A 20,134-nucleotide genomic window follows, 5' to 3' on the forward strand; every position below is an offset into this window, starting at 1 on the left:
CACTTATGCCTCGCTAGTCGTCACTCTCTCAACCCGATACAATGCGGCCTCAATAGCACCCACCCGGAATCAATTTTAATGAGCATCCAATTCAAACACACCACACTCCCTAACGGCCTCACCATCGTCGCCGAAATCAATCCCGACGCTCACACCGCCGCCGTCGGCTACCTTGTCAAAACAGGTGCACGCGATGAAACCCCCGCTGACATGGGTGTCTCGCACTTCCTCGAGCACATGATGTTTAAAGGCACGCAGCGCCGTACCGCAGACGATGTAAACCGTGAATTCGACGAAATGGGTGCCAATTACAACGCCTATACCTCACATGAAGTGACCTTCTACTTCGCGCATATTCTCCCCGAGTATCTCGCACCATCCATCGATCTTCTCGGCGACATCATGAGACCCTCTCTCCGCGATGAAGAGTTCAATATGGAGAAAAACGTCATCATCGAAGAGATCGGCATGTATGACGATCGACCTCATTGGCGTCTACAAGACCAACTCCTCGAAGATTTCTTTGGCTCACACACCCTTGGCTTCCGTGTTCTCGGTACACCCCAAACGATTACCGACATGACCGCATCACAGATGCGAGCCTATTTTGCCGAACGCTATTCGCCCGACAACATCATTGTGGCCGCCACAGGCAAAATCGATTGGAACCAACTCGTCGAAGAAGTTGAAAAAATCTCCGGCCATTGGGCGCCTTCCGCCACAAAACGTCAGTACATCACACCCAATTTCACCGCTTCAGCCCGCACTGTCGCTGATGATCGCACGAATCGCCACTACATCGGCCTCATGGCACCCGGCCCATCCGCTCAAGACAATGACCGCTATGCCGCAAAAGTATTAGCCGATTATCTCGGCGATACCGAAGGTTCCCGCATCTATTGGTCACTCATTGATCCCGGCCTCGCCGACGAAGCTGACATGGCCTTCCTCGGGTATGACCAAATCGGCTCATTCTACGCCTACGCATCCTGCGATCCCGATAAGGGCGAGCAAGTCGAATCCATCCTCATTGATGTCTTGAATCACGCGATCGACGAAATTGATCCCAGCGAAATCGAACGTGCCAAAAACAAGCTCGCAACACTCGCCACACTCCAAGGCGAGCGTCCGCTCGGTCGAATGCAAGCCATCGCCGCGCAATGGGCCTATCAAGGCGAATATCTTACGCTCTCTGATGAGCTCGCTCGGTTCGCAACCATTGATCGTGATGACGTTCAACGTGTCTTTAATCAGTATCGATTCAGCCCTCAAACCATTCTTCGACTGACACCCGCAGAATCGTCCTAGTCGTATCGCAACTGAAACGATAAATAATTATTAAGTATTGCGAAATCTTGCTGATTGCGGCATCATGTCTTATGCAATATCAAACCAGCGTGTGAGTCCCTGATTTTGCCCGCTTGTATTCACTGACTTCAGGAGAGTAATCATGAGTGAAGGACAAATCCCCGGCGCAGATAAAAAAGTTCTAGCTGGCATCCTCGGCATCCTCTTAGGTGGCCTTGGCCTGCACCGTTTCATCCTCGGTGATCCCGTCGGTGGTATCCTCCGTATCGTCATCACGATCCTCACCTGTGGTTTAGGATCGCTCATCGGCCTCGTCGAAGGCATCATCTACCTCACTAAATCCGACCAGGAATTTGTTGACGAATACATCACCAACAAAAAAGCTTGGTTCTAAAGCAAATTGCGTGATTATTCACAGGTCTTGCTGAAGTGAGTAAACAGTAAAATAGCTTACGCTACCTCATCAAGTCACAAACGACCTTCTGGTCAACAAGTGAGTCTTTACGCAAGACGTTCTAAACCTCTCCTGTTCCAAATATTCAGAATTTTCAGCCCGTTATCGCACATAATGGGCTATTTTTATGCGCAAACAATCACAAATTCGACTTTATCCCACAACTACCCGAAAATACCCTTATGGAAATCATCCCAGAAATTCTCGACGAACTCCGCCAAGGCCGCATGATTATTCTCGCCGACGATGAATCGCGTGAAAATGAGGGTGACCTTGTTTGTGCTGCCGAATTCGCAACCCCAGAAAACATCAACTTCATGCTCCGTGAAGGTCGCGGTCTCCTCTGCGTCGCGCTTTCTGGCGAAGTTTGCGATCATCTTGATCTTGGCCCTCTTGCCGCCGTCAATACCTCACAACTCACGACTGCATACACAGTTACCGTCGACGGCCACGCCCGCTTCGGTGTCACCACCGGCGTCTCAACACTCGATCGCTCCATTACGTGCAAACTCCTCGCCGACCCCAATACTAAGATCCACGACCTCGCACGTCCCGGCCACGTTCAGCCCCTACGCGCTCGTGACGGTGGCTGCCTTGTCCGCGCCGGACAAACCGAAGGCTCCGTTGACCTCTGTAAACTTGCCGGCCTCCAGCCCGCTGCGGTCATCTTTGAAGTCATGAACCCTGATGGCACCATGGCTCGCCGGCCCGAACTCGAAAAATTCTGCAAAACCCACAACATCAAAATGTGTACCACCGCAGACGTCATCGAATACCGCATGCAACGCGACAAACTCATCACCCGCATTGCCGAACAACCCATAGAAACGCCCTATGGCACATTCACCCTCATCGCCTATCGTTCGCAAGTTGACCCCTTCCCGCACGTTGCGCTCGTTTGCGGCGATGTGGGTACGCTCGACGGCACCGGTAACCCCATTGAACACGATGACCCCATTCTCGTTCGCATGCATTCCCAAAACATCCTCGGCGATGTTTTTGGTGATCAATCCCAACCCTCAGGCGTCACACTTCACAAAGCCATGCAAAAAATCCAATCCAATGGCTCCGGAGCCATCGTCTATCTTCGCCACGACTCTATGGGCACAGGCGTCCTCAAAGACCTCCAAACCGCATCACTCCCAGCTAACCATGAGTTAGCCGGTGAAGATCGCATCAAGATCGGTGCCGCCCACGAAACCCCCGGGATCAAGCCCCCGAAAGACAAACGCGAATACGGCATCGGTTCCCAAATCCTTCGCGATCTTGGCGTCCGTAAACTCGATCTTCTCACCAACCACCCCTTCACCCCCACAGCCCTCTCCGGCTTCGGCCTTGAGATCGACAACTTCGTCCCGATCAAATAACTCCCTCCCCCCGCCATCCTTCAGTATTGCCAAACAAAAACCACGCAGAAATGCGTGGTTTTCTTATGATTATCCTGTCTCATCTAACCGTTGCTTAGTGAATACTGCAATACCACAAACCCAAAATTAAACGCATTAAACAACGCATGCAGAATGATGCACGGCCACAACGACCCTCTTCGCTCATATAACCACGCCAAAATCAATCCCAACGTGAAATGTCCGACCAATGGCTGCCAACTCGGCACAGCACTCATATGGATCGACATAAACACAATCGCTGACACAAATACAACGCCCCACCTCACAATCAATTCCATGCGTTTATCATCGGCATGACCTCTAATCAACAGATTGAATAAAGTGGTCTGCATCGCACCACGAAACAAAACCTCTTCCACGATCGGCGCAACCACAATCGCACTCACACCAAAAATCGCAATGGCTCCCATCGACTTGCTCTGCGAGATCGTGATCAGAATCTCGTGTCCCAATAATTCCACCGTGCCGCCCAGCATCACCGTCCCCGCAATCGCAATGGCAAGCATCCCCAGGATCACCGGCATCCCCGCTACAAACGCTAATACCCCCGCCAACACATCGCCCCCAACCGAGCGAGGCTGTAACCCAAATTCCTTCAGCCCGCCTTTGCCCTGCAAGCATTTCCACACCACATACCACACCGGCGGTGAATACTGCATCAGTTGACCAATCAAACTGATCGCCGCCTGTTGCTCAATGGACCCAAACCGCATCCCTCCATCCCCAAGGGTCATGCCCGGCAACATCCCTCGTGATACCACTTCAACCAAACCTAACGAAAATACCGCCCCTCCCATCAGCCACAACCCGAACACGATCAGTAAATCAAACACGCCCCAGCTCGCCAAATGTCTCGGCGACCCATCGAACGCATGTCTACTTAGTCGCTTGCTCCATATCCAATACCCCACGATCAATACAGCAACGGGAATCATCACAATCTGCCCGCCCAGCTCGTTTAACGACGATATAACCTGCCTGCCGCTATCGCTCGCAACCTCACCGCCCGCCTCTGCAATCATCTTCATCACATTCATCACATCAGCATAGACCATCACCTCATTTTTTGCACCCAGCCAACATGTTTCTGTGATCACACCCTCCTAAAATCACCCTTGAATGTACCAGCCTGAGTGATGACACATCGGGACTCGCAGGTATATGATCAAGCCAAATATCAGTTCATGACCGCAATCTATATAACGACCTACCAGTCAACGCGTGAGCCATGACAAATGACACTCAAAAATGACCCTTTTTGTCAAGTTGCTCAGTAAAAGCATGTGGAAGAACCATCACTATTGCAGTTCAACGTGGGCTCATGTAGGCTGAAGGGTTTGGGAATCAGCTCCACACAGCCGACTCCCCCTCCAACCCACTTGCGCATGACGTCCACGCGGCAACACAATCATGCTCAGGATTTTTATCAGTACACAAATTCAGCGAGGGAACGCTTAGATGTCCTTGATGACGATCTGGTCTCCGTTTTTCCAGAGTGCTGTCCGAATGAGTGGACGCACCCTGCAACTTGATGGCAAAGTCAAACGCATCGACCCTGTCGGTGAAGAGCTTGTCCGCGCTATGATCGACGACAACGAAACTCATACCGTCATCATCGAACAAGACGGAAAACAAGCAGCCGCTGACTGCACATGCCCCCACTTTCAGTCCGGCGCATACTGCAAACACGTCTGGGCAACACTCGTTGACGTTCAAAACTCTTCCTCAGGCCCCGGCGCTTCAAAGCAAGACCTGATGAGGCTTCGCGCACGCGCACTCAAAGCTAAAAAGCGCGCCGCCTCCGCAGCGCCCCGCAGGCCAAAAGAACCCGAATGGGTCACACGCCTCTCGCTCCTCCGCGTTCCCTCCTACGAACGCAAAGCCCCCACGCCCCCAGTCCTCCCTTCGCAACGTCAAATCTGCTACGTCGTCATCCCCAATCTTTCGCACCGCTATCAATCCCTCGTCATCGAACTCCGTCAGCGCTCCAGCCAATCCTCTGGTTGGTCAAAGATGAAACCACTCAAAGTCAACGACGACCTCATCGGCACACTTTCCGATCCCATCGACCGCGAACTCACATCACTCGTCATCGGCGGCGCTCAAGTCTCCGAAGACGATGACTCCGACTACCCACGCGGCGGCCGCCCGCACGCAACCTTCCGGCTCCCTTCGGGCGCTCAACACATGATCGTCCAGAAGATGATCCAGACTAGCCGCTGTTTCATCGATCTCGGGGATGACATCTCCGGCCCTGATGAATTCCCCATCCATTGGGACGACAACGGCACATGGCGACTCTGGATGGTTGGCACCGAAGTCGAAGATGAACTCGTCATCAACGCACAACTTCGCCGCAAAGATCAAACCCTCCCCATCGCTTACCCCAAACTCATCATCGGCGGCTCACACGGCCTCATCTACTACGACAACTTCATCGCACCCTTCGATGACCGCGATGCCTACCGCTGGGTCTCACAGTTCCGTGAGCACGATCGCAGCGAAGACGAAACAAAAACACACGCCATCCACATCCCCAACGACGACATCAACCGCTTCCTTGAGCGCCTCTACATGCTCCCGCAGCTCCCCGAGATCGACCTCCCCGCTGGCTTCGGCCGCGAAGAGCGTCACGTCGAACCCAAACCACACCTCGACTTATTCTCGCCCGGCACAGCAGAAGCTTCCGCCGTACTCAACTCAAATGCACGCAACCAACTCGCCGCTCGCGTCTGGTTCGAATACGACGGCCGCCGCATCTACCCATCGCAAGCCGGACGCTTCGTCCCCATGACACCAGGCACACTCATCAACCCACCAGAAGATGCTGCCGAAGCAACCCCCCCAGACGAAGACCCCAACGCAATCGCTATCACTGCCGCGCCAGACACGCGCGCCGAAGCATTCGTCACACCTGAATCACCCGAAGACCCAGCCGCCATTGAAGGCGATGAAGAAGTCATCGAACTCCCGCCGCAAGGCGTCCTCATCCGCCGCGATCGCAAAGCCGAACGCGACGCCATCGCCCAGCTCGCAACCTGCGGCCTCCGCCAAGCCAACGCCGCAAACCCCGACATGCTTCTCCTCCCATACAAGCAGATGGCATTCGTCGTCACACACCTCATGTCCAACGATTGGATCATCTCAGCCGACCGACTCAACGTCCGCACCGCAGGCCCGCCAAACCTCTCCATCGCATCCAACGTCGATTGGTTCGAACTCCGCGGCACAGTCAAATACCACCGCGCCGATGGCGAAGAACAAGAAGTCTCATTACCAGAAATCCTTGCCGCTGCTCGCAACGGCGAATCCATGATCACACTCGGTGACGGCTCACAAGGCCTCCTTCCCGAGCAATGGCTCGATGAACACGGCCTACTCACCGCAATGGGTGAACTCGAAGACGATCACCTCCGCTTCAAAGCCTCCCAGGCCGCGCTCCTTGATTCGCTTCTCGATGAACGTGAACTCGTTTCTGTCGACGAGCAATTCAAAGTCGCTCGCGATCAACTCAAAGCCTTCGAAGGCATCAAGCCTCTCGACCCCGCGCCCGGTAAGTTCCACGGAACACTCCGCCCTTATCAGCGTGAAGGTCTCGGCTGGTTCAAGTTCCTCCGCACCTTCGGCATGAACGGCATCCTCGCCGACGACATGGGGCTCGGTAAAACCGTCCAAGTCCTCTCCATGCTCGAAGCCCGTTATCTCGGAATCGAAGATCACATCGACCAAACACTCAACGGTGAAAAACCAAAACACCGTCCAACACTCGTTGTCGTTCCCCGTTCCGTTGTTTTCAACTGGATCGACGAAGCCGAAAAGTTCACACCCGACCTCCGTGTCATGGCCTACGCCGGCGCTGATCGCATCGCACTCCGTAACGCCTTTGACGATCACGATGTTATCGTCACATCCTTCGGCCTCATGCGCCGCGATGTCGAAGAACTACAACACTACCACTTCGACTACATCGTCCTCGACGAAGCGCAAGCCATCAAAAACCCAGCCTCGCAATCAGCTAAATCCGCACGGCTTCTCCGGTCTAATCACCGATTAGCCCTGACCGGTACGCCGATCGAAAACCATCTCGGCGACCTATGGTCAATCTTCGAGTACCTCAACCCCGGCATGCTCGGGTCAAACGCACGCTTTGCCGACATCATCCGTCAAGGCTCACGCGTGACTCAAAAAGAAGAAGATTCCGAAGAAAACGAAGCAAAAACAACCATGCTTCAACAGATCGCCTCATCACTCCGCCCCTTCATCCTCCGACGTACCAAGGCGCAAGTCCTCACCGATCTACCACCGAAGACCGAACAAACCATCCTCTGCCACATGGAACCTGAGCAGCGCAAAGTCTACGACGACATGCGCAGCTACTACCGGCAAAACCTCATGAAGCAGCTCGACTCTTCCGCGCCAAGCCCTACAGGCTCCGCGATGGGCAAGTCAACCTTCATGGTGCTCGAAGCGCTGCTTAGACTCCGTCAGGCAGCCTGTCACCCCGGCCTCATCGACGAAGCCCGCGCAGACGAAGCCTCTGCAAAACTTGATGTCCTTCTCGAACGTGTCGCTGACATCATCGAGGAAGGCTCCAAAGCACTCGTCTTCTCGCAGTTCACTTCCATGCTCTCTCTCGTCCGGCGCAAGCTCGACGAACGCGGCATCCCCTACTGCTATCTCGACGGCCAAACCCGCAACCGACGTGAAGTTGTTGAGAAATTCCAGACCGACGAGAAGATCCCACTTTTCCTCATCTCCCTCAAGACCGGTGGTCTTGGCCTCAACCTCACCGCCGCCGAATACGTCTTCATTCTCGACCCTTGGTGGAACCCTGCCGTCGAAGCCCAGGCCATTGACCGTACTTACCGTATCGGTCAGACCAAGCCTGTCTTCGCTTACCGCATGATCTGTGAAGACACCGTCGAGCAGCGCATCGCAGAAATGCAGGACAAAAAGCGTAAGCTCGCAGACGCAATCGTCGGCGGCGAAGAAAACATCCTTCGCTCACTCACCCGCGACGACCTCGAAAAACTCCTCTCCTAATCCCCTCCCTCAATAACCGACAAACAAAAAAAGCTGTACTCCAAAAGAGTGCAGCTTTTTCTTTTAATCATATCATCGAACGCTTACTAAATTGATTGAACGATGGCGTTTCTTTCAAGCCTGCCACCGCCGGTGGCAGGGTGTTTGCAACATAAGCAATCAAAGTTTCCGTGCAGCCAAAGTTAAATACAAAATACCACCCAATAACCTAATTATTGGTTAGACCGTTGCTGATGTAATAACGTCATCCACGCTTTCCCATCATTCTGTTTTTCAATTTCACCAAGCATTTCCTTCACCCAGTCCCCTTCAAACATTTCAGCATGCCCATCTAAAAATACAACCACCATAAATTGCGAATCCCTCACAAGCGGATTGCTAAACATCACCACACGTTCGCTTGCATTCCCGCCTTCAACAATCGGCACGAACACAAAATCAGACTGCACACGAATCAACTCCCGTTTGTCTTCAAAAGTCATCTGCGCAAAATCTGCCCGAATGCTCCGACCCGATTGTGGCATGTAAAACGTCGCCTCATTCACGCCACTCTCCGCCAAATCCCCAATCGTTCCCGGCCACGCACCCTTGTCTTCGTGATACACATGCACCGCCAGCCCCAACTCCCTTCCTTGATCCATCACAACCATATCCTGCGCCTTCACTCGCATCGCCTCAAACGCAGGCACCACCGTAAACACCAGCACGACTGGGACAATCACACAACCAATCAGCCCAGCTAAGATACCAACCGTCATCATCCCTTTCCCAATAAGTTTCCCCCCAGATTTTTGAATCGCGCCTCGCGCCATCAATCCCAACACCACTGCCAAAAAAGCAATCGGTATCCCCACCACCACGAACGACAAGAACATTCCTCCAACCCCAAGCAACATTGCCCACAGCGCCAACTTCGATCCCTTTGAGATCGCAACACCAGCTTCGCCCTGAGCTTCCGCAGCATCAGCCACAACAGCTGCACCTTCAGTCTCTACCATCTTGTTTGCCCTTTATCTTGATATGTTGCCCGATTCCCACGCAGTTGGTTGCCAGCCAAATTACAAATTCACTTTAAGGAGAATACAAAGCTTATCATGAATCATTTTTATAAATGTGCCTTCACACGCCAGTATCGCGTAACTTGGGATAACCCGCAACCAAAAACCGGATCAAAACCCTTGCATCATTCACCCATCTTCAGGTATAGATAACATGATGATTGTGGTGTGAGCGGGTGCATGTCTTTTCGCCACCCGAGCCAGCCATGTGTTCTACGCGCTTTGTTGTTGTTGATTCATATTTGTTTTTGTTCCAATACGCCAACAAGCCGGCAAGTTTCGCTTCTTCAGACGATGTCGTTTTTCCGTTGCCATTTTTTCCCTGCGTCTGGTCGCTCAACCCAATCACTGTCGCCTGCTTGATGACCCGATCTCTCGCGGCTGCCTGTGTCTTCGGGATGACTGCTTCAGGACTCGTTTAATATGGTCAATATCTACGTCGGAAATCTCCCATACTCTGCCACCGCTGATGACCTCGGCAAGCTCTTTCAGACCTTCGGCAACGTCGACAAAACGATCATTATCGTCGACCCACAAACCGGCAAATCACGTGGCTTTGGCTTCGTCGAAATGACCACCCGTGAAGAAGGCCTATACGCCATCGAACAACTCGCCGGCAAAATCTACAACGGACGGCACTTAACCATCAACGAAGCACGTAAAACCAAAAAGAAAAGCGAAGAACCCACGCAAGCTTCCTAATCACCATTCTCCCGCGCCCAAAATTCAACACATTTCCCATCTAGTACAGGCCCCGTTCGCCTCATGTGCGACCGTAATACGCTGTTTTTCATGAAACATGAACCAGGGTGCGCGATTTATGTTTATCAGTTGCGCAAATCGAGTATAATTTTAACAATAATATATGTACTCTTGATGAAACAATCCGGGGCTCATGCGTACGTACCTACGCATGCTTTCGCTGCCATTCGTATCCCCTAGGAAGTCATCATCATGTCCCTCTCCGCCATTTCCGCTCAGCACACCCCCGATATCGCTTCGCTTCCTGCCTATGGCAACCCCGATGATATTTTCCAAATCTATCCCGTCCTCGAAATGGGCTCCGTCGCGCCACACATCCATAACAACTTCTACGAAGTCCAATACTTCGCCCGTGGCAACGCCATTCTCCGTCACCAAGGCGGCGACATCCCCCTCCGCACGCCTTGCCTCCACATCTGCCCTCCTGCCCCCGTTTGGCATGAAATCGTCTGTGACCGCTCTACCGTCTGGACCGCCTCTATCGCCATCTATCCCCGCTTGCTGAAGCGTGATGACATCGATGTCCCCGACCACCATGAAGCGGTCATGACCGACGTTTTCCAGACCCTCCTGCAGCTCGCTCAGCTTGATCCACCCATGACCGAGCTAAAACACCCCGCCGCCCGTCGTATCGAGCGCCTCATCACTGTTATGTCCGAGGAATTCCGCCTTCGTCTCCCCGGCTACCTCGTTCGGCTCCGCTCTTGCCTCGAAGAACTCATCATCATCGCCTACCGCGAGCAGCACGGCATACACGTCCACCCATCCATCATCAACACCTCCACCGAGAACGAATCCCAATCCTCGCACAAGCTCGGCGACGAAATCCAACTCGAACGCGACCGCCGTGTCGCCAATGCCATCAAATGGATGCGATCCAACCTCCATGATGTCGTTTCCAACAAAGACATCTCCCACTCACTCAAACTCACTGAAAAGCATTTCGTGCGCCTCTTCTCCAACGAAGTAGGTATTTCACCCCAACGCTATCATCTCCGGCTTCGTCTCGAAGCTTCCGCCGAATACCTCATCAACACCGAGATGTCTGTCTCCAGTATCGCACAAACCTTTGGCTTCAAGCACCCTTCCCATTTCCACCGACGCTTCCGTGAGTTCTATGGCTCCACCCCCTCTCTATACCGCTATTTTAACCGCCAGCAAACCTCGTAATCCAAGCTAATCCCTTCGGTATCTCATATACCATTTCATGTGAGTTCTATGCTCAAGGCTATCGCTGCGCAACTTTTAGTAAATTTTACGCAACCCCTGAATACATTTTATACATTCTCGCATTTTGTACATGCGTTCTATCCGTACACTGTTATCTTTAATTTTTAGAGAGACATTTTCTTGACGACTGATATCTGTTTCAGAGCCTATTACACGGTTAGATTATTTTTTTCGTTTCATATTCATCTTTCATAACCGTGATCTAAGCAGTGCCCAGGTTCTTTTATTCAATCAAATTCAACCTGATTTTTCAGGTCATAATTATTCTGCATCTACTTTTTGAGTGATATTCACTATTAGTTGAAATTTTAAATCTCCTACAATTAACAAAGAGAGGGAAAATGATGATCAAGAATTTTACATCTTGCTTGACCGCACTCGGCCTCGCCGCAACCTGCAGCCTCACCGCTTACGCCGGCAGTTTCTCCGATTCATTCGACTATGTTGACGATTCATGGCCATGGACTAGCTTCGAAGATGCGAACGGCGGCAACTGGGTCTACAACACCCCTGCCTCAAACGGCAACAAACTCAACATGAATGCCGTCGGCGTCAACCTCAACCAATACTGGGGTAAAGCAGAGTACTATGCCCCTTCAACCTCCGATTTCCTCGACGGCTCCGTCTCCGCTACCGTCAACTTCGATTCTTTCGAAGCACCTCTTGGCGCGCATTCCTCATACGTTGGCGTCACCGCTCGCACGCAAGCCTCCGGTAAATCCATTCAAGCAACCATCACCGCACAACGTATCGATCCCGCAACCTCGCCCGGCGTCAACGGCGAAGACACCTGGTACAACCTCTTCTTTAACGTCACAGGTACAGACATCAGTACACACTGGATCAACACCATGTCTCGCGCCAACGAAGTCTACACCGGCAAAAACCTCACCATTCAACTCGATCTAGCCGGCGATGACGTCTCCGTTTCGCTCATCATGGATAAATCAGGCGACTACGGCAGCACCTGGGAAGTCGAAACAAAAACACTCACCGGCAAAGTCACCGACGCAGACCTCCTGAACGCTGGTGCAGCGGGCATCCACATCAATCAAATCGGTGCACCCGGGTCACATCACATGTACGGTGCATTCACTAATTTCGAAGCAGTCATCCCAGAGCCCGCCTCACTCGCCCTTCTCGCCATCTCTGGCCTCGCGATGCTTCGTCGACGTCAATAACATCCATAACGCATAATCGCCTCTACACGCATGAAAGCTGTCCAACCAGGGCAGCTTTTTCTATAACCCATCATTTCCTATTGCAATCACAATCTAGTTGCCCCAATTTGCCTAATTTATAGTGCTGCACCTCAGTCGCACGGATATCACTACCAGTCATGGACTGTACACCTGCGCAACTAATGTACACGCCGTTATAGTCGTTGCAACTGTTACAACCCAATCTTTCACCCCTTGTTACGCGTACATCTTCCCCCTCTTAACACGCTTTAAATATTGTATTTACAGATATTTATTAGTAATGCTGTCTAATCGCTTCTCAGTGCTTGTTTTGAAACAATCAGCGCAACATCACCCCATATTTTTGATTCTTACATCCGTATTCGCCTTCGTCGCGCAACTTAAAGTTAATTAGATGCAACCTATACATACATTTACCTAGTTTTTAAAGGTTCGTCCTAGATTCCCCCATTCCTTCGTGTAATGTTGAACCATCTGACGCATAGAACACCTAAAAGCACTTCTGTTTTTTAGGTGATTAAAAGAATTTCTAAAATTCATTTTCTTTTCAAGAGAGGGAAACTAGATGACCAAGCTATCACAATCTTTCGCAGTTCTCGGCCTCGGTGCAGCACTTTGTGCAACAACTTACGCAGCAGATTTCACCGACGATTTCAGCACGTATGCAAACGGTGAACTCGAAGCTGTTTCCAACGGTGCATGGGTTTACAACGGCAATGTCCCACACGCAGCTGGCAACAAACTCTCCGTCGCAAACGGCGCAGTCAACACTAGCAGCATTTACTACAAAGCTGCTGGCTACAACGCCGCTTCAACTGCCGATTTCCTTAACGGCCGCGTCGAAGCTTCGTTCACACTCGATTCCATCACTGGTGGCGGCGGCGAAATCGCTATCACCGCTCGCGATCAAGGCGACAAGCGCATCCAGCTCTCCATGGTTGCTTCTAAAGTCGACCCGCCTGCAGAGTACGCAGACGATACCACCGACTGGTTCAACTTCACCATGTATGCCTACAACACCGACATCGCCTACTCATGGTGTGACACCATGTCCCGCGCTAACGATGTCTATGCTGGCAAAACATTCTCACTCTTCCTTGACCTCGATGGCGAAAATGTAACCGCTGGTTTTGTTCTCGATAAGTCCGGCGATTTCGGCGAAAACTGGACCGTTGCTGAACACATCTTCACCGGTACAACAGCCATCACCGATGCAGGCGCAGCAGGTATCTACGCGAACAACTGGGGTGCTCCAACAACACAACACCTCAACGCAGTTATGGATGAATTTAAAGTCACTGAAGTCGTACCAGAACCAGCATCACTCGCTATGCTCGGTCTTGGTGGCCTCGCGATGCTACGTCGCCGTAAATAATACGACGACACCCAGCGATACATCGATCAATGAATCGCACCAAACACAATATGTGTGATTGAATGCAATCAGATTAAGGGCTGCTCAAAGCAGCCCTTTTCTTTTGCGCTCATTCCATCACTCAACGAAATACACTTGTAATATCGTTATAAAAAAACCACACGGATTTTCACCATAAGCGTGCGGACAATGAGCTGGTTGGACAACATAAATTATTCTTTATCAGAAACCTCGGGCTTTTCCGCCGCTTCCACCTCAACAACTTCTTCTACGTTCTCGCTTTCACGACTTGGCAGCAACACAACATCTTCATTTTGAATCACGCCCAACGCATTCATTTGTTCAGCAATCAATTCATCCTTGCCCGCCATTCGTTCCGCTAACGAACTGCGTAATTCATTTAATTTGTTTTGTAGTCGCTCGATTTGTGTCTGCGTGATCTCGGTACGTATATCAAATAACTCATCCAGCGTGTCTTCCAGCATGCGTTCAGTTTGTATCGCCAATAGTTCATCCCCGACACTTAACGCTTCGCGGTACTTCACCGATAAACGATTCAATTCGCTGGTTAGACGGATATCCTCGACCCGCAGATCAAACAGGCCCGGATCATATCGTTTCATCTTCATAAACCATTCAAGCCGCGGAAATCGTTCCTGTAATATGCGGCCGACCTCACGTGGATCATACTGCAACTGCTCTTCTAACTCGATCCCCATCGGTGGATCAATCCGCTTAAGCACCTCAACCGCTTCCCTCACATCCTCAAGCTTCATCTCCGGCCGCATCTTTCGGCCGCTCAGTTCCCGCGTTCCCGCTTCCCCGCCCGGCCCCATCTTGCCGCCGTGCATACCACGCATCCCCTCACCATTTCGCATCCCCCTCCCGGCCCCGCGCTCGAGTCCGTTATTTCGCTTGCCCGCAGCGCTATCCTCATGCATCTCCCGCCGGGTCTCGTCATGGCCCGCATCTTGTGCGATCACATCACCACCAGTCCACACCAATCCCAGTGTGCTGATCATCCCTGCCCAAATGCATGCTTTAATTGTCCTTGATCGATCTTTCATCGTTTTACTCTAATCTTTTTGATCTTTCTCATAAACGCCCATTGTTAATTTTCTTCTAATGGATGATTAGGCTTATCTCTAATCAATCATTAGAAGTTAATTAAAAATAGTATGAATCCGCGTCCATCATTTCCTGCAACTGATAATCCAGCACAGCTAGCTCCATCGTCGTGTCTGTATCTGCAATTTTCTGTTCGGTCTGCATGGTATCTAGACGCATCGCGATCAGGTCGAGTTGCGAGTCGACGTACGAATCGTAACTCGTGTCATCCACACCATCGACATCAAAACGGACTTCTTCACGTAACGCCGGCACAGCCGCTAGCCTCGTATCAAGTGCGGCAAGCTTCTTCGCAACCGTTTCCGCATCAACCATTTGCACGCCATTTTGACCACCCATTTTCGGATCGGTTTGTGCGATTCCGGGTTGATCAGCAGGTTCTTTGAAATCGCTGACACTGGTTAAAGCCCAGATGATAGCACCTGCGCCGACGATTGCGATCACAGCAGCGATGCGGCGGAAGTACGTTAAATCAATACGACGTATGGTGTTAAGTTTTTGCTGTTCGAATTGAGGCATCGTCTGGCTAATGATCTGATCAGCCATGTTGGCAGGGACTTCAATCTGGCCCATCGCCTCATCGAGCAAGTCCTCCATCTGCAAGTCAGCCTGTAAGTCATATTCAGGTAAAGACATAGACTCGTCTTGTTCGTTCAGTTCTGGCGCATCATCTCTATCATCCGGGCGATTGACGCCAGACTCATCGGGAGGAGGGAACTGGTTTTTGTTTTCTTCATGGTCCATGATTTTGTCCAATCATCGTGTGGTTTCGTGTTTTTGCGATGTTGTAAGTCGTTAATTTACATTTAGTTAATCATCGGGTGAGTCGAGCAGTTGACGGAGTTTTTTGATTGCCCGATGTGAGCGGGCGAGTACTGTGCCGATGGGTTTTTCTTGCATTTCCGCGATTTGAGCGAAGCTAAGTCCTGCTGTGTGACGGAGATAGACAATTTCTTGATCGGCTTCGTTGAGTTGCTCGACGGCGGCTTTGAGGCGTTGAATTTGCTCGTCGCGGATGAGTTTATCTTCAGGACGTTGAGATTTAAGTGGTTTGAGGTTAATGAGTTGCGATTCATCGCCGGCCCATGTGGGGGCGCTAATTCCGTTGCTCATGGAGCCGTCATCCTGACGTGATGATGCGGCGGGGGACATGTCGGTGGGTCTGGCTTGTCGTTTTCGGCGTCGCATTTCATCGCGGAGGCGGTTGGTGGCGATGAGGAAGAGCCAGGATTCGAATCGGCCGCGTTCTTCGTAGCCCTGATTGTCAAGGAGTTTTTGGGCGATGGTGACGAAAGTGTCTTGCGTGATTTCTTCCGCTAACTCTTTGTCACGGCATTGCTTAAAGATCAGGCCGAACACGCGTGGTGAGTAGTTGCGCACCAGAGATGCCCATGCTGCGCCATCGCCCGCGGCCGCTTGCCGGAGCATCAGGTCCTGTGCATGCTGGTCGGCGGGTGATTGCGACGTATGCTCGGCCATTTGCATTCCTTGAGTAGAACGCCCAGCTGAAATGGTTATTGCAGGTGGGATCTATCTCATTTTCTATGGGTTTGCGGCGAAAGGGAAGTGCGACATTTGGAGAGGTGAGATGTGTGCGCACAAATATGCATGAAACAGTGGTCTTATGGGCCATAAGTGTATTATATATAATAGATTACGGCAATGCGTTCCCGGGATTGAGAAAATGTATTGTTTCATCGATTTTTGGCAAGGAATGGTCAGAAAGAGCCCAATTTTGATGAGAAAGGGTGAGATAAGCTCAGACTTTGGGAAGTTGAGGGTTCGGGGTGAGACGGAGGCTGCGCAGTATGCGCGCACAAAAGCGGATTTTGTGAAAGAGTCCGTGATCTAAGTGGCAGTGTTTCGTGATGTATGAATGGCATGGACTTGATGGAGCGATTCGAGAGATTCTGTCTATGTGAAGTGATTACGCGTTTTGAGATTGAAGCGTCGGGAGCGTGGTGGGAATGGAAGCAGTGTGACTGGAGATTGGCATGGCGAGGCGAGGATGAACATAGGAATTAGATGGTGCGTTAATCATCCGGGAAATGGAGAGGTGGTTAGGGGAGGGAAAGGGTGGGTGAGCAGGACGCGGGCTTTGAGGTTGGGGTGAGAGTTTACGTATTGATGCTGGGGCTTGTCCGATACGTATGTGTTGTATGAGTGGGGTCAGTCATTCATGAACTAACTAATCATTAGTTAGATTGAAAATTAATATTGTTAATCTTTTGGATTTTGAAGTGGGGATTGAATTGATTGCTTTAAGAATCTTGCGGGGGAGCATAAGTGCTATCGTTTTGTTCAGGGATTAGATGGTGTGTGCGGATTGTTTTTGAAAAGCGTTGTTGGTGGCGGGTATCGATGAGAATTGGATTGTTGAAGTACGCTTTATGCCTTATGTGGTCTATGCGATAAGAGTATGCATGTTGAGATGAGCAGGAATATTTAAAAGATTTAAGACTATTCTGGTTGTGTTGATTCGCGTCATAAAACGTTCGATAGAACAGAGGACGACACGGTTTTGATGCGTTCGGTCTATCCTGCTGAAAGTTATCCATGCTGTGTGTTGTTTTGTTTTAAGGGTGGGGATTGAGGAGAGAATCGGGATGGTGGGTCATGCTGGGAAGAAGCGGGGGAGGAGCCGGGGTTTGTGCGAGACCGGCATGCCTGTGTTGTGAATGTGATAGAGATATAGGGCAAGTTTCTATGAAATAACAGGGCTTGCGAAGGCTATCGCATGGATAGAACGAAGTGAAGGCTGCGTAAAGTGTGGCCACAAAGCTTGGAGCCAGGTATGTCGATACGTTTGAGATTGATCGGGATTGTGTTTGTTTTAGTGTTGTTGCAAGTCGTGACGATCGGCGCGACGTGGGTTGTGCTGCGGGGTCAGAAAGCGGATGGTTTGCAGATTAATCTCGCGGGTCGTCAGCGGATGTTAAGTCAGCGGATGACGAAGGAAGTCTTGATGTTGGTGGAGGCGAAGGATGAGAAAGCATTGGGTGCGGGTCGTGAGATGTTGGGGGGCACGATCAGCTTGTTTGATCGGACGTTGAATGCGCTGCGTGATGGTGGGGAGACATTGAATGGAAAGATGGAAGTGGCGGTGATACCGGCGGCGGAAGATGCGGGTGTGATTGCGGCTTTGGATGAGGGTAAGGCGATGTGGGGGCCGGTGTATGCGGGGCTGAAGGATTTGAGTGTGGGCGCGTATGAGGTAGATAGTGAGCAGGGGCGTATAGCGATTGATAAGGTTTTGGCTGAAAATATTGGATTGCTGAAGGTGATGAATAAGGCAACGGGCGCGTTCCAGAAGGCGAGTGAAGCGAAACAGGCAAAGCTCAATTGGATACAAGGGATTGCATTTTTGAGTGCGATGGGTTTGATGTGGTTGGCGTATTGGGTGGTGATGTCAGGTGTTGTGAAGCCGATCGGGGAGGTTGTGGCGAAGATCAAGGATATTGCGACGGGAAGTGGGGATTTGGGACAGCGCGTTGAGGTTCATAGTAAGGATGAGCTGGGTGAGCTGGCGAGTGAGTTTAACGAGCTGGTGAGGAAGTTTGAAGAGGTGGTGTTGACGGTGAACGAGTCGTCGGATGAGGTGGCGATGGTGGCGAGTGAGATCGCGCATAGCAGTGAAGAAATGATTGATGGGATGGGAAGACAAGGCGAACAGATTGGCCAGATTAATCGTGCGATGGATGAGATGACCCAAGCGGTGGTTGAGGTGGCAAGGAAGTCAGCGGAGGCGGCGGAGAACGCGTCGGTGTCGGGTGATTATGCGGAGGAAGGTGAGCGGGTTGTGGGCGAAACGATTGAGGGGATGAAGCAGATTTTTGATGTGGTTGAATCGGGAGCGGCGGGCGTGACGCAGTTGGGTGAGAAGAGTGAGCAGATTGGTGAGATTGTGAAGGTGATTAATGAGATTGCGGATCAGACGAACTTGTTGGCGCTGAATGCTGCGATTGAAGCGGCGAGGGCAGGGGAGCATGGTCGTGGGTTTGCGGTGGTGGCGGATGAGGTGAGGAAGTTGGCGGATCGGACGACGGTTGCGACGGATGAGATCGCGGGTGCGATTGAGATGATCCAGGGGCAGACGGAGGATGCGGTTCGGCAGATGACGGCGGGGACGGGGCAGGTTGAGATGGGTGTTGAGAAGGCGGGGCAGGCAGGTGAGAACTTGCAGAAGATTGTGGGGAGTACGCATGAAGTGGCGGGCATGATTCAGTCGATCGCGGCGGCAGCGGAAGAGCAGAGTGCATCGAGTGAGGAGGTGGGGAGAAGTGTTGAATTGATCACAGAAGCGTCACGCGAAACAGCGGAGGGCGCGAACCTGACGGTGCAGAGTGTGAGACAGTTGTCTGAGAAGGCGGCGGGGCTACGCGCAACAATTGAGAATTTTGGGTTGCATGCGAAGAGGCATGAAGAAGCTGCATGATGAGATAACTAATGGTTGAATAGATGTAAGGCGGATACGAAAGTGTCCGCTTTTTATTTGTCAGCGATGTTGCAGTCCCATTCGTTGTGGAACTGCTTGAGGAAGGTGAGCAGGAAGTCGTGCCGTTGTTGGGCGATATGCTTTGCGGCAGGGGTGTTGATGCGGTTGATGAGCAGGAGAAGTTTTTCGTGGAAATGATTGATGGTTGATGAGCGTGAGGATTTGTAGTCTTCGAATGAGGTGTGTTGTGTGGGTGATTCGTCGGGGGTATGGATGGGGGAATCATGTGCGCCGCCATAGGCGAAGGTGCGAGCGATGCCGATGGCGCCGAGGGCGTCGATGCGGTCGGCGTCTTGGACGATGCGGGCTTCGAGAGAATCAGGAGCGGTGTTGACGTGTGCGCCTTTGAAGGAGACTTGGGAGATGATGTGGAAGATTTGTTCGATTGTGGGATGGTCGAGGTTGAAGTTGAGGAGGATTTGTTGAAGTTTTTGCAGGTCTTTTTCAGGGGTTTCTGTGAGTTTGAAATCCGCGTAGTCGTGGAGGAGTGCGGCGGATTGGATGAGGAAGAGGTTGCCGCCTTCGAGAGATTGAAGGTGAGTTGAGAGCTTGAAGACGCGGGTGATGTGATGGTGATCGTGGCCGGTGGTGTCGTGTGCGTGGTGATCGGCGACGAGTTGCTGGATTTGGGTGATGATGGTTTGATCTTGGGTAATCATGGGCTATTCGA

The 20,134-nt window shown here is 51.6% G+C and carries 15 protein-coding genes; 9 read left to right on the plus strand and 6 right to left on the minus strand.

The genetic code is table 11. From position 1 onward, the window contains the following. Nucleotides 1-78 precede the first annotated feature (78 nt). From KS4_RS01635 to ribB, 3 genes are all read left to right on the plus strand, one after another. The gene (locus KS4_RS01635) at nt 79-1,308 is read left to right on the plus strand and encodes a M16 family metallopeptidase (protein WP_200761460.1); all 1,230 of its coding nucleotides are present in this window, start codon (nt 79-81) and stop codon (nt 1,306-1,308) included. A 142-nt stretch (nt 1,309-1,450) separates the two neighbouring features. Continuing rightward, nucleotides 1,451-1,702, plus strand: a complete 252-nt coding sequence (locus tag KS4_RS01640) for a TM2 domain-containing protein (RefSeq protein WP_145073674.1) — start codon at nt 1,451-1,453, stop codon at nt 1,700-1,702. A gap of 242 nt (nt 1,703-1,944) precedes the next feature. Next, nucleotides 1,945-3,129: a 3,4-dihydroxy-2-butanone-4-phosphate synthase gene (ribB, locus tag KS4_RS01645; protein WP_145073677.1), complete on the plus strand. Its 1,185-nt coding sequence runs from the start codon at nt 1,945-1,947 to the stop codon at nt 3,127-3,129. 83 nt (nt 3,130-3,212) lie between these two features. Here ribB and KS4_RS01650 read toward each other — a convergent pair whose 3' ends face one another. Then, the gene (locus tag KS4_RS01650; protein WP_145073681.1) at nt 3,213-4,268 is read right to left on the minus strand and encodes a CPBP family intramembrane glutamic endopeptidase; all 1,056 of its coding nucleotides are present in this window, start codon (nt 4,266-4,268) and stop codon (nt 3,213-3,215) included. A 361-nt stretch (nt 4,269-4,629) separates the two neighbouring features. Between KS4_RS01650 and KS4_RS01655 the strand changes: the two genes are divergently transcribed. Next, entirely contained in the window at nt 4,630-8,214 is a 3,585-nt protein-coding gene (locus tag KS4_RS01655) for a DEAD/DEAH box helicase (protein ID WP_145073684.1), read from the plus strand. Between the two features lie 212 nt (nt 8,215-8,426). Here KS4_RS01655 and KS4_RS01660 read toward each other — a convergent pair whose 3' ends face one another. Then, nucleotides 8,427-9,212: a DUF4190 domain-containing protein gene (locus tag KS4_RS01660; protein ID WP_145073687.1), complete on the minus strand. Its 786-nt coding sequence runs from the start codon at nt 9,210-9,212 to the stop codon at nt 8,427-8,429. Nucleotides 9,213-9,695: 483 nt separating this feature from the next. Here KS4_RS01660 and KS4_RS01665 point away from each other — a divergent pair, with 483 nt between their 5' ends. The 4 genes from KS4_RS01665 (at nt 9,696) to KS4_RS01680 (ending at nt 13,841) form a co-directional block, all read left to right on the plus strand. After that, the gene (locus KS4_RS01665) at nt 9,696-9,974 is read left to right on the plus strand and encodes an RNA recognition motif domain-containing protein (RefSeq protein WP_145073690.1); all 279 of its coding nucleotides are present in this window, start codon (nt 9,696-9,698) and stop codon (nt 9,972-9,974) included. A 252-nt stretch (nt 9,975-10,226) separates the two neighbouring features. Further along, nucleotides 10,227-11,204 (plus strand): AraC family transcriptional regulator, encoded by a 978-nt coding sequence (locus KS4_RS01670; protein ID WP_145073693.1) that lies wholly within the window; start codon nt 10,227-10,229, stop codon nt 11,202-11,204. A 401-nt stretch (nt 11,205-11,605) separates the two neighbouring features. Further along, entirely contained in the window at nt 11,606-12,445 is an 840-nt protein-coding gene (locus KS4_RS01675; RefSeq protein WP_145073696.1) for a PEP-CTERM sorting domain-containing protein, read from the plus strand. A gap of 586 nt (nt 12,446-13,031) precedes the next feature. Beyond that, nucleotides 13,032-13,841, plus strand: coding sequence for a PEP-CTERM sorting domain-containing protein (locus tag KS4_RS01680; RefSeq protein WP_145073699.1), 810 nt, complete (start codon nt 13,032-13,034; stop codon nt 13,839-13,841). Between the two features lie 212 nt (nt 13,842-14,053). On the opposite strand, the gene KS4_RS01685 is transcribed toward KS4_RS01680, so the two are convergent. From KS4_RS01685 to KS4_RS01695, 3 genes are all read right to left on the minus strand, one after another. Beyond that, nucleotides 14,054-14,908: a hypothetical protein gene (locus KS4_RS01685; RefSeq protein ID WP_145073702.1), complete on the minus strand. Its 855-nt coding sequence runs from the start codon at nt 14,906-14,908 to the stop codon at nt 14,054-14,056. A gap of 100 nt (nt 14,909-15,008) precedes the next feature. Next, complete coding sequence (locus KS4_RS01690) at nt 15,009-15,713, minus strand: hypothetical protein (RefSeq protein ID WP_145073705.1); 705 nt, start codon at nt 15,711-15,713, stop codon at nt 15,009-15,011. Between the two features lie 66 nt (nt 15,714-15,779). Continuing rightward, a complete protein-coding gene (locus KS4_RS01695; RefSeq protein WP_200761461.1) occupies nt 15,780-16,448 on the minus strand; it encodes an RNA polymerase sigma factor in 669 nt (222 codons plus the stop codon). A gap of 1,315 nt (nt 16,449-17,763) precedes the next feature. Between KS4_RS01695 and KS4_RS01700 the strand changes: the two genes are divergently transcribed. Further along, on the plus strand, nt 17,764-19,404 hold the full coding sequence (locus KS4_RS01700) for a methyl-accepting chemotaxis protein (RefSeq protein ID WP_145073711.1): 1,641 nt from the start codon (nt 17,764-17,766) through the stop codon (nt 19,402-19,404). A 53-nt stretch (nt 19,405-19,457) separates the two neighbouring features. Here KS4_RS01700 and KS4_RS01705 read toward each other — a convergent pair whose 3' ends face one another. Further along, nucleotides 19,458-20,123 carry an HD domain-containing protein gene (locus KS4_RS01705; protein ID WP_145073714.1) on the minus strand — a complete coding sequence of 222 codons (666 nt, stop codon included), beginning with the start codon at nt 20,121-20,123 and terminating at the stop codon, nt 19,458-19,460. Nucleotides 20,124-20,134 lie beyond the last annotated feature (11 nt).

This window comes from Poriferisphaera corsica, assembly GCF_007747445.1.
Taxonomy (GTDB): Bacteria; Planctomycetota; Phycisphaerae; order Phycisphaerales; family Phycisphaeraceae; genus Poriferisphaera; species Poriferisphaera corsica.